General features: G+C 40.3%; 5 protein-coding genes and 1 pseudogene. 4 read left to right on the top strand and 2 right to left on the bottom strand.

Annotation, left to right across the window (positions count from 1 at the left end; genetic code table 11):
* The first annotated feature begins 6 nt into the window (after window positions 1-6).
* From HC246_RS22190 to HC246_RS22175, 4 genes are all read left to right on the top strand, one after another.
* Window positions 7-594 (top strand): NAD(P)H-dependent oxidoreductase, encoded by a 588-nt coding sequence (locus HC246_RS22190; RefSeq protein ID WP_169365592.1) that lies wholly within the window; start codon window positions 7-9, stop codon window positions 592-594.
* Window positions 595-608: 14 nt separating this feature from the next.
* Entirely contained in the window at window positions 609-1,439 is an 831-nt protein-coding gene (locus HC246_RS22185) for an NADPH-dependent oxidoreductase (RefSeq protein ID WP_169365591.1), read from the top strand.
* Window positions 1,440-2,160: 721 nt separating this feature from the next.
* Window positions 2,161-3,996 (top strand): iron uptake porin, encoded by a 1,836-nt coding sequence (locus HC246_RS22180; RefSeq protein ID WP_169365590.1) that lies wholly within the window; start codon window positions 2,161-2,163, stop codon window positions 3,994-3,996.
* 354 nt (window positions 3,997-4,350) lie between these two features.
* The gene (locus tag HC246_RS22175; RefSeq protein WP_169365589.1) at window positions 4,351-5,964 is read left to right on the top strand and encodes a CHAT domain-containing protein; all 1,614 of its coding nucleotides are present in this window, start codon (window positions 4,351-4,353) and stop codon (window positions 5,962-5,964) included.
* Window positions 5,965-6,167: 203 nt separating this feature from the next.
* Here HC246_RS22175 and HC246_RS27060 read toward each other — a convergent pair.
* Window positions 6,168-6,635, bottom strand: a pseudogene (locus HC246_RS27060) (response regulator).
* A 50-nt stretch (window positions 6,636-6,685) separates the two neighbouring features.
* A complete protein-coding gene (locus HC246_RS22165; protein WP_211167907.1) occupies window positions 6,686-12,868 on the bottom strand; it encodes an AAA family ATPase in 6,183 nt (2,060 codons plus the stop codon).
* Between the last annotated feature and the right edge of the window lie 40 nt (window positions 12,869-12,908).

Genomic DNA, 12,908 nt, shown 5'->3' with positions numbered 1-12,908 from the left:
AAATCCATGACTCGTATCTTACTAATTGGTGGCAGTCCCCTTCATCCCTGCCCCAACCACACTTTTTTAGACTACGCCAAGTATCTATTAGAAAATCAATCACAATTCTCGAAAATCAAGATTGATACTCTATTAGTACGCAATCTATTAGCAGAAGACTTGGCTTTTGGACGCTATTCTAGCCCTGCTTTGTTCTATCCCAAAAAACTAGTTGAAGATGCGGATGCCATAATCATTGGCAGTCCTATCTTTAAATCTGCCTATACAGGTCTACTCAAATCATTTCTTGATCTATTGCCAATAGGAATTTTTGCGAATAAAGTAATTCTTCCCCTTGCCACCAGTCAGATAATTGCTCATGCTTCTGCTTTAGATTCTTCTTTGACCCCTGTATTAATAGACCTTGGCGCAACTCAAATTCTCCCCAGTGTTTTTGCTTTAGATAATCAACTACAAGATGCTGAACATTCTAACCTCGAAATTGCGATTCGGTTACAGGCAGCTTTACAGGATTTGCTTCAGGCGATCGCCAATAAAGGTAATAAACCAAATAATCTCTCTCCTCTTCTAGACAAGATTTATGCTGTTCATTAAAGGCTCGAAATTCTATGACTATAGCAACCTCTTCCTCTGTTGATTTGCTAAATGATCGTTATGGTAGTTCCTTCCCTAACGACTTTCTATGGAATGATCAAATAAGTAATTTGCTAGCCCATCGCTCGATCCGTTCTTATTTGTCTAAACCTTTGCCCAAAGGCACTTTAGAAACCTTAATTGCGGCGGCTCAATCTGCGGCAAGTTCTTCTAATTTGCAGCTATGGAGTGTCGTTGCCGTTGAAGATCCTGCACGAAAGGAGCGCTTATCTATCTTAGCTCGCAATCAAGCCCATATCCGCCAAGTCCCTTTATTTTTAGTTTGGCTTGCTGATTTATCACGGGCGCGAAATATTGCTGATGCACATAACTCCACCTCTGAGGGACTGGACTATTTAGAAACTTTTCTCACTGGGGCGATCGATGCTTCTCTCGCCGCACAAAATGCTGTAGTTGCAGCAGAATCCCTTGGTTTGGGAACAGTTTATGTTGGTGCAATTCGGAATAATCCTGAAGCAGTAGCCAAGGAATTGAATTTACCACCCTTAGTATTTCCTGTATTTGGGCTGAGTGTTGGCTATCCTGATCCCAACAATATTCCTGCGGTCAAGCCACGTCTAGATCAATCCGCAGTTCTTCATCGCGAAAGCTATTCTGTAGAAAATCAAAAAGAAGCGATCGCTGAATATGATCGGATTATGACTAATTTCTATCAACAGCAGCAAACAGGCTTGAATACCGATTGGTCAACCCATTCTACGGCAAGAATTGCGACGGCAGCGGCTCTTGGTGGACGCGATCGCTTAACCGAAATCCTACATAACTTAGGCTTTGAAATCCGTTAACACTTCAATTAAAAAGAATTAACAAAGTAATATATTCCGCACATTACTTTGTTAATTCTTTTTTAGTTTTTGGGTGATCTCGATAAATTCTCAAAAAATTACACAGTACTGTATTTTTTTGATTATAAGTAGCTAGGTGCAATTAAATATAAAACCCCAAAAGCTGTGGTGCACGCGCAGCGTGCACCACAGCTTTTGACTCTGGTTTTTAATTATGCCCAGACACTTATTGCAGTTGCTTGAAATTGTATTAGGGACTTTCTATTAATTAAAGTAACTGTGGCTTCGACTCCGCTCAGCCAACGTTAGCTAAGCAAAGTCGAAGCTAGATAACTTTGGCGAGACATTTTTTATCTGCAATAGCCTTACATATTACCTAAAAGGGTTTCTTTGTTTTAGAACCTTGAAAGTGAGCCTTTAAAGTAAAGCAATATACTTGCTTTTTGTTACATGGTTATGCAAGTATTTATAAATACTACTGTATCTACATGTATTTATAGGTATTAATAGGATCTCATGAGAAAATTTCAGTCTAGAATTAATTTCTTACTTTGAAATTAGTACCAAAATTGACCATGAGATTTTATTTAAGAAGCTAACTATTTCTACTTATAAATTGTTTTGTGATTGTTTGTAGAAACCGACTATGAATTTGGGATTAATGCTCATCTAATCGACAAGATCCCAGCAATTTTATTCATCATGTGAGGAACTCTTTATAATGTCCAAGGCTTCGCAAAAAATTGCGTTATCATTTCCCATCCTGCTAGTAGCTGCGATCGCTAGTACATCATCAGTTAACGCTAATGAAGTTAAGAAAGTTGCAGACAATAGACAGTCCACTAGCACAGAAATTCCCAAGCTAGCAGATAGCAAGACATCCGCTAGTAAGCCATTACAAATTGATGATGTAATTAATGTTTCGGGAGTAGGCTTACAATCTCCATTACCAGCATCATCACAGCTAGATGATCTCGTAGTTCCTGTCACCCAGCTTTCTGATACCAATGCAAAGCTGCCTTCTCAAAACTCGGAATTGGCAGCAGTTACTTCTGTATCACAACTTACGGATGTCAAATCGACAGATTGGGCATTTACCGCACTGCAATCCTTGGTAGAACGCTATGGAGTGATTGCTGGTTATCCTGACAGCACCTATCGTGGCAAAAAGGCCTTATCTCGTTACGAATTTGCCGCAGGTTTGAATACTGCATTAGACAAGATCAATGAAATTATCTCCGCAGGTCTAGCTGACAAGGTTAGCAAAGAAGATCTCGCTACCTTGAAAAAACTCCAAGAAGAATTTGCATCTGAGCTAGCTGCACTTAGGGGAAGAGTTGACAATCTTGAAGCAAAAACAGCAAAAATCGAAGAGCAACAATTTTCTACTACTACAAAACTGTTGGGTTCAGCCAACTTTTTGCTTGGAGCGATCGCTACTAATGGCAAAAGAGCAATTGATGGTCAGAATAGAAGCAGTAATTTAATATTTGCTTATTCTGTAAATCTTCGATTTAATACCAGTTTCACTGGGAAAGATTTATTAAGCGTCAATTTAGGCACAAATAACTCTCCCTCAACTGCGGCCGTTGTTGGCGGTGCAGGAAATCTATCTAATGTGGCTAACTTTGCACTTGATGGATCTACTGCTACTAAGGCTCCAAATACTTTTTCTGTTGGTCAACTCTTCTATCGTTTTCCGATTGGTGAGCAAGCAACTGTCTGGATTTCAGCTTTGGGATTACAGCCTTTTGACTTTTTCCCTGTGATCAGTCCTCTGCGTGATGGAACTTCTGTTCCCAACACTGCTTATGGTCTCTTTAACCCAGTAATTTTCCGACCTGGATTTACGGATACTGGTATCGGTGCTGCCTATCGCTTTAGTGATCAATGGCAACTTCATGCTGGGTACTTTGCCAGCGATGTTCAAGCTAGTAAATCTGGGTCTACAGTTCCAACAGGTTCTTTAGGACTGTTTGGTGGTAGTAGCACGATCGCTACACAGCTCACCTTTAAACCTTCAGAACAGTTTAGTGGTTCTTTAAACTTTATCCACAAATATTGGAGTGGAAGTATTCCCGGTGATCCTGATTTAGCTGGTCAAGTTAGCTTCTCAGGACCTACTGGCACTAATCTCGCAACTGCGCCCTTTGGTCTTACCACGCCTACCGTTGCTGATAGCTTTGGCGGTCAGTTCGATTGGAGAATCTTCCCAAAAATTGGTTTAGGGGGATGGTTCTCGACTACATCTGCTCTAAATTTGAATAAGGGAACTACTGCTAATGTGATCAATGCGGCTATAAGTTTAGGATTTTTTGATCTATTCAAGGAAGGTAATCATGGTGGTATTCTAGTGGCAATTCCTCCCTATGTCACCAGCAGTAATGATACTAGAGGTAAAGATCTAAATACTCCGTGGTTGATCGAGGCTTTTTACACGCATCGATTCAATAAGAATATTAGTATTACCCCCGATATTTATGTAGTACTTAATCCCGATGTCGGTACACCAGAGCCAATCTGGGGCTTCACTCTTCGCACTACTTTCACGTTCTAATCCCACTACCTAAACTCTAGCGAAAAGATGAGAGGCAACGCTTTGCGTTGCCTCTCATCTTTTGTTTTTTGAAGCAATCGCTGATCAGCATAACCACACAAGCCATTTTTGATTGGGCTAGCGTAAAGTAGTAAGTGGTTAAGCGGCATGAGCTTAATCATTTAGCAGGCTAAAATTCACGTAGCGGTTAGTCAATCTGCTTGCTGGTGGCATAAGGAACCGATTTTTAGTGACGCGGCTTCGCCGTGCCACTAAAAATAAATCGCAGAACCCTAACTAAAACTAGCTCAGGGTTTACTGAAAGTTAGCTGATAAACCAATTCAGTCCTGTAGTTTTCATCGGAGAATATGCGTATGCGACTTTCACCTATATGGTTGCTTTCCCTAATATTGACAATCATTTCTCTGAATTTCGCTAAGCCTGCGCGATCGCAAACTTCTGTGCCATCCATACGGACTCCTAACCCATCACCATCACGCCCCAACACTGGCTTCGACCCATCACGAATTTTAGATCTAATCAATTTATTAGATCGTCCCAGTAGTTCAACACCGACCCAGCAGGTGGACTTATCGCCCGACATTGCGGAAATTCGTGGACAAATCAGTCGGTTGTACTTTCTCCTAGCAAGACAATACTCCGCACAAAATCAAATACCTGAAGCCTGTAATGCCCTCGAAAAGGCTTACAGTACAGAGTTAGAAGCCTATTTACGCAAGAGGCTGCGATCGCGTCAACCTACCAGTAACGACTGCTATACCTCTGAGATAAAAAGGATCTCGCAACTAACAGGTAGTCCAACAGCTCTAATTTACGCTACGACTTCTAAGGGTGGTTTAGAACTAATTGCAGTCACCCCACCGAAGACAACTAGACCTGCTGGAATATTCCCCCGAACTCGTGTTGCTACTAAATCATTAGAGGAGAAACTCGGTATCCCCTCAAATTTTCTCGCAGATGATGTTCTCGCACAGAGCAGTCAAACCGAGGCAAATCCTGTTCGCAAAGTTGAATACAACGCTACTACGGCTCAGGTTGATCAAGTCATCCTTGACTTTCGCAATAATTTACAAGACTACCAATCCTACGATTTTTTGCCTCAGTCACAGCAGCTTTATAATTGGGTGATTCGCCCCATTGAGCCTGAACTAGAGAAAGCACAGGTCAAAACCATTGTATTTGTGATGAATGGGAATTTGCGGGTAGTTCCCCCTGCTGCCTTTCATGATGGACAGCGTTACCTAATTGAGAAATATGCGGTGACATCGATTCCCTCATGGCAACTTACCGAACCTAATCGCCCCGATCGCACATTGACTCCGCAAATCTTAGCTATGGGACTCTCAGAATCCGTAGAAGGGCTACCTGCATTGCCAGCAGCTAAGTTAGAGGTGGAAACGATCGCTTCTAAAGTATTAGTTGGTAAAAATTTTCTCAATCGTGATTTTACGAAGGACAATTTGCGATCGCAAATCAGCAATCAAAAATTTGGGATTATTCATCTTGCGACCCATGCAAAATTTCTCCATGAATCGCCTGAGAAATCCTTCATTCAATTTTGGGGTGATCAATTACAAATGAGTCAAATCTCCAAGATGAATCTGGCAACTGACTTACTAACCCTCAGTGCTTGTGAAACTGCCGTTGGTCAAAATCTTGGTTTAGCAGGTTTAGCTGTGGATTCAGGAGCGTCAAGTGTCTTGGCATCGCTATGGGAAGTAAGTGATGCGGGGACAGCTCCTCTGATGATTCGTTTTTACCGTGGCTTATCAACTGCGCCGAGTAAAGCGATCGCGCTCCAAGAAGCACAGTTAGCCTTTTTGCATGGTGAAGTGAAGCTTAATAACAATCAAATTCAAGGAATTAAAGGTTTTCCCAATATTCCATTTCCGATTAATGCCAGAGGCATCGATCTAAAACATCCCTACTTTTGGTCATCATTTACTTTAGTTGGTAACTGGCTATAAGTAGCTGGGCATAGTTAAAAAACAGAGCCAAAACCTGTGGCGCACGCGCAGCGTGCGCCACAGGTTTTGAGGTTTTATATTTAATTGCGCCCACCTACTTAGTACTTTAAGTACAGTGCTTTGTTCTGACTTGAAACCCAGAGAAATTTTTGAAAGCACGGCGAAGCCGTGCTTTCAAAAATTTCTCTGTACTAATTTAAGCCTCAATAGGCTGTAACTGGCGATCGGTTAATTAATAACCAATAAAAGCCTAATTGTTCAACTGCTTTATTAAATTGTTCAAAGTCAACGGGCTTAACAATATAACTATTAACTCCTAGCTTATAACTTTCAATCACATCACTATCTTCCGCCGAAGAAGTTAATACCACAACGGGAATCATTTGAGTACGAGGATCAGATTTTAATTGTCTTAAAACTTCTAAGCCGCTCACTTTAGGTAGTTTTAAATCCAACAAAATCACCTTAGGTTGATCGGTAATCTGACGATGCGTATATTCTCCTTGACAAAAGATAAAATCAAGGGCTTCCGCTCCATCTTATGGCAATTGAATTTGATTACTAATTCTGCCACGACGTAAAGCTCGAATCGCCAGCTCAGCGTCCGCAGAGTTATCTTCAACTAACAAGATAAAGACAGGTTGTTCATAAAATTGTTCAGTCATGAGCATTACATTTTATTATGAGCATCAGCAATACAAAGTGCCACTTCTACAGTTCACTAGTTGGGGATCGTAAAGTAAAAAGTTGCACCCTGATTGACAGCAGCTTCTGCCCAGATCCGTCCGCCATGACGCTGCACGATACGCTGCACGATCGCTAATCCAATCCCAGTGCCTTCAAACTCACGTTCAAGGTGCATTCGTTGAAATACGCCGAATAACTTATCAGCATATTTCATATCAAATCCAGCACCATTATCTCGGATAAAGTACACTATTTCTTCATCAATTATTTGAAAACCAATTTCAATCTGAGCATTCTCCGTTTTACCCGTGTATTTGATCGCATTAGATAACAGATTGATCCAAACTTGGGTTAACAGAGACACATCGGCTTGGCAGTCTGGCAAATCAGCCAAAATAAACTCAATTTGTCGAGATGCTAACTCTGAGGTAAATTCATCTAATAATTGTTGAACTAAATCGTTGATAGAAATAGATCGCCGCACCATTTCCTTGCGATTCAAGCGCGATAAATTGAGAAGATCATCAATTAATTCACCCATCCGCTTGGCATTGTCGCGCACAATTTTGAGAAATCGATTACCTTCATCATCTAAGCGATCGCCATAATCCTCCTGTAACATCCGCGAGAATCCATCAACAGCCCGTAATGGTGCACGTAAATCATGGGAAACGGAATAAGCAAATGATTCTAATTCTTGATTTGCAGCTTCTAGTTGAGCAGTGCGCTGTTTTACCCTAGCTTCTAGAGACTGATTAAGTTGAGATAACGCTTCGTTAGTAGTTTTTTGTTGTAACTCGGCGGCAGCCCTTGCGGCAAATACTTGCAGTATATTTCTGGCGCGTTGAATATCTTGAATCGGTTGTACATCAAGAATGGAAAGATTCCCTATAGGATTACCACTAGCATCTTTGAGGGAAGTCCCCATGTAGCTATCAGCCTGCATGAGGACTAGAGTTTCATTTTCGGGAAAGGCTTGCTGCACTGAACTGTTACAAATAAACTCACCATTGAGTAACGCTAGTTCGCAAGGAGTATAAGCGGTGAAATAAGTAGTGGGCGGCAGCATGATTCCATCTGCACAACTGGCTAAAGTATGTAACTCATTACCAATTAGTTCAGTAATTACAGCATATTTGACATGCAAAGCCTCAGCGATATGTTTTACTAAAGCTGGGAAAAAGTCTTTGCCTGTCACGGCGGCTGTCCCTGTCACCAGATTTTGCAATGTAGTTTCTGATTTCTTCAGAGCAGATTCACGCTCTTTCGCCTCACTGATATCCCGCATGATGGTAGAAATATATTCCAATTCACCTTGAGAAGATTTATGAGCAATAATCATTTGCGAAACAGGGACTTCTATCCCTTCTTTGGTTAATAGAGCTGTTTCGCCAACCCATATCCCCTCATTGATTGCCGTAGGAATGCCCTGTTTTTGAATAATTTCTAAAGCCCATTGAGGATGACAATTAGGAATATATAAATTAGTTTCTGGATCGAGGTAGGGACTTTGGTATCTATTGGCTTGACTATTAGTCCATAGTACCTCTCCCCGTGGCGATACGATGCCAATAAAGTCAGTAGAAGCCTGAATGATTGCAATTAAACGATCGCGCTCTTTTTCGGCTACTTGGCGATCGCAAATTTCTGCTTGCAAAGATTGATTAAATTCAGATTGTTGTTTGAGTAATCGTGCCTTACTAATTGAAATAGCAGCTTGCGTGGATAGTAAATTCAGCAATGCCAATCGCTCTGGGGTGAAGGCATCGTTAATCAGATTATTCTCTAAAATAACAATTGCACTCAGATTCCCTCGATTGATCAGGGGTAGACAGAGCAGGGATTTGACTTGATAATTCACGATCCAAGGATCATTCCGAAAATCACCACTTTGGATAGCATTATTTAATACCACTCGCTCATGTGTCCTAATCACATAATTGACTAAGGAAACTGGGACGTAGGGATAACCATCAACGGAGACTTCATCTAAAGGAATTGACTGCACCACAACCTGCTCATAGCCAATGTCCTTAATGGCTTCTATTTTCCATTGAGATTGAGAGGAATTGCCCAAACTTGCTAAATCAACTGGCAATAGTAAATAGCATGTTTGCGCCCCCGCATTCTCAATCAAAATATTCATTAATGTTGCCATTAGTTCCTCAAGTTTGATCTCACTAGCGATCGCTTGAGAAGACCGTAAAACCGACTCTAGATCGAGATTGTCCAATTCACTTGAAGAGGATTGTGTCAGATTTTTAAGATTTGGACTGAGCGTAGACTTTTGATAGCTGGAGAATACATCCAAAGTATCAGCGTAATGGGTTTCTAAATATTGCAACTTGGCTACGGCTCCCCACTGCAAATAACAGTATCTTGCTTCCCGCATATAGGCTTTGGCGATCGTGATTTTCCCTTGGCTGAGATAGAATTTTGCAGCTAATTCATTGGCTAAAGCCTCTTCGTGAATATAGTGATGCTCTTTGGCTAAAGCGATCGCACGATCATATAGATCCATTGCTTCCATTCTTTGACCCAGTACTCGCGCCATCTCTGCCCGCACTAACTCACATCTATGGGCAAAATTAGTGGGTGCATGGCTTGCCCAAACAGAAAGCTTGTTCAGATCATAGGAAATCGCTTCATTCACTATCTGATCGCTAACAATTTCTAAATTGGCTAATAACGCTAACGCATGATAGAAATAAAATGCGCCAAATTGAATTGCTCCCGTTGCCCCACTAATAGATTGATTAGCAAGTTCAGCGATCGCTAAAGTATCCTGTGGTTTCCCAAAATGATAGCTTAAGATTAATTTTTGGACATAGGCAGTAGCCGTGGAATAGGTATCACCCGCAGCTAAATGTAAGGGCAAGCGTTCAATCTCATTGTAAACTTCACCAGTTAAAACTAGCGAATTTTCCGTTTCCCCTAGCCAATTTAAAACTGCTTGATGTCCAATTTGATGGAAATTAAGAGCGATCGCCTGTTTTGATTTTGCGATCGCCTCTCCATAGGTTTCCATATCCTGTTTGAGCTTGAGTAGATTTGTACCTGACCAATAGGAAATTTGACAATGGTTAAACAGACAATAGGAGGCAAATTCTAAATCTCCTGATTCCACCCCTGCTTGATAGCCTTCTAATAAAGGGATCATCGAATGATATGCAGGTTGCTTCCAAGGACGCACAAAGTGATAAATCAAATTGAAGATTTTGGCTTTAAAGTTATAGGCTTGAAACTTCTCCATCAAGGCAAGGGCAATATCAGCCGATTGATTGCCTATTTCTATTTCTCCAGTTACGCATAAAATCAATCCATAGGTGGAGAAAGCATAGGCAGTTTCTAAGGTAGTTCCAAATTGTAAAGATAGCTCCACTTGCTTCAAGACTACTAGCGGATATAAAGCAGGAAATCCAATATAGGTAGCCGAAGACATATTGCTTAAAATATTAATTGCAGCTAGCTTTTGAGGATCGCTCATATTTGGTAAATCGAGCACATTTTCCGTTGCCACTAACCTTTGTGAAACTACCTGAAAAGCATTCTGGATCTCTAACTCTGTGGGATTTTGCGGTATCGTTACCCCTAACTGCTGCAATACATCTAACGCGATCGCGATCGCCTCACTTAAGCGATTACGAGCAATCAAAGATTGAATCTGGACTTCTATAAATTTCACTCGATCGTGAATTAATGGAATCCAAGGCTTAATCACCTCCATGATCTGATCAACAAGCTCAAACTTTCCTGCGAGAAAAGAGGAAGTTATAGCTTCTAGATGTAATTTCTCTGTCATACGAGGATGCTGAATCCACGCATCCTCAGCTAAAAGCTGTAGCCCAGTTTCGCAATATTGCACACTAGACTCATAGGCATAGGATAAACGCGCTTTGCGTCCAGCAAGGAGATTAAGTTGTATTAGATGATCTCGCTCTTGTTGATTAGTGACTTGCAGATTGCCCAATCGGAACTGACTCACAATGATAAAAATTTGATTTTCCAGTTGCTCGGCAGAATCTGCAGTTTGCTCTAATAGCAACCTGCAGATACGATAGTGCAGCACTGGTTTATCAGCTTCAGGGATTAATAAATATGCCGCCTGTTGAATGCGATCATGTGCGAATTTGTAAAGAATCTGTGGGCGATCGCTAGTTAACTCCATGCCATAGAAAAGTGATTGATTGACATTCCCCACAGTAATAATTAATCCTTCAGCGATCGCATAAACTAAACTCTGAATAGTTTCTACATAGGATAGCTCTGATGCTAAAACAAGAATATCTAAATCAAATTGATTGCCAATACAGGACGCAATTTGTAATAAGCGTTGTGTGCGATCATTTAGTCTCTGAATCTTAGCGGTCATTAAGAGCACAACATTATCCGTAATCCCTTGATCTTGGATCTGGGTGATTGACCATTGCCATTGGCGAGAATGATAGTCAAATCTAATGAGTTTTTCATCATACAGAGACTTCAAGAATTCATTCATAAAGAAAGGATTTCCCTCAGTTTTCTGTTGGATTAACTCAGCTAAAGGTAAAGCGGTAATACTAGAACAATGTAGAGCATTCGCCGTAAACTGAGTGATATCCGTCAGATTGAGTGGTGATAAATAAAGCTGACTAATAATACCGTTTGCTTGCTGAATGTTCTCCACCATATGCATGATCGGATGCGTAGAATTCACTTCATTATCCCGATATGCCCCGATTAAAAGGAGAGATTGTTGGCTGGATGTGGTTGCCAAGATTTGCAGCAGCTTTAAGGAGGCGAGATCTGCCCATTGCAAATCATCTAAAAAAATTACAAGTGGATGTTCAGCTTGGGCAAAAATGCGAATAAAGTTTTGAAAAATGCGATTAAACCGATTTTGTGACTCATTTACTGATAAATTACTCGATATTGCAACATGATCAGCTTGTTTACCAATAATTAATTCCAGATCAGGGATTACCTGCGTAATTAAATAACTATTGCTACCTAAGGATGTCAAAATACGCGATCGCCATAGATTTAAGCGATCTTCATTTTCCGTAAGTAGGTGCTTGATTAAACTCTGAAAGGCTTGAATAATAGCTAAGTAAGGAATATTGCACTGATATTGATCGAATTTACCAGATATGAAATAGCCATCATTTTGAACAATAATTCGATGGATTTCTTTAACTAATCGCGATTTACCTATGCCTGCATATCCAGATACTAAGATCATTTCGGGAACTGTCTCAGAGCTTTCATCCTTAGGCTGATCTGTCACCCTTGTAAAAGTTGCTAATAGGCTCTCAATTTCTCTGGATCTACCATAGAGTTTTTCAGGAATGATAAATTTATCCGTAACATCTTGTTGCGCCAAATCAAAACTATCAATCTCCCCCTTAATTTGTAATTGATATAAACATTGTTCTAAATCAGCTTTTACACCCCATGCACTTTGATATCTCTCTTCAGCATTCTTAGCCAACATTTTGACGATAACTCGTGAGAGTATCTGCGGTATATGGCGATTTATCAAATATGGAGCAACTGGCTCTAGCGCCAAATGATAATGAATTACTTCTAAGGGATTATTAGAGATAAATGGTAGCACCCCCGTGAACATTTGATAAAAAGTCACCCCCATCGAATAAATATCAGTACGATAATCTAGCGATCGATTCATTCTTCCTGTTTGTTCGGGAGAGATATATGCCAAAGTCCCCTCTAGGATGTCATGATGATCGAGAACTAAAGTTTCTTTGGGTAATGCCGAAGCTATGCCAAAATCAATTAGTTTTAACTGTCCTGTAACTGGATTAAAAACTATATTTGACGGATTAAGATCCTTATGAATTATATTTGACCTATGAACATGACTCAGACCTTCACTGATTTTAATGGCTAACTTTAATGTTTCGGCAATATCAATATTTTGGTTGTGTAAAAATTGAGCTAGAGAAACCCCTCCAAAATCCTCTAAGATAATGACAAAGCTATTTTGATACCTTCTAAAGTCATAAACCTTAATTACAAATTTGGAGTTAAAACTTTTAGTGATTTCATACTCTAATTTATATCTTCCAATAACTTGAATTGTAGGAAACTCAGCATTTAAAACCTTGAGAATAACTGGCAGGTTATCTTGCCGACGGATACCTCGGTAAACTAGAGAATTAGTTCCATCGTAAATCTGATCAATGACTTGATATTCAGGTATATTAACTAGCATCATTCAGCCACTTGAATTGGAGACAAGTTTATAAGTTAAGTGG

This window comes from Pseudanabaena yagii GIHE-NHR1 (genome assembly GCF_012863495.1).
GTDB lineage: Bacteria > Cyanobacteriota > Cyanobacteriia > Pseudanabaenales > Pseudanabaenaceae > Pseudanabaena > Pseudanabaena yagii.
The sequence above is the reverse complement of the archived record's forward strand: the minus strand, read 5'-3'. Positions and strand labels throughout refer to the sequence as shown.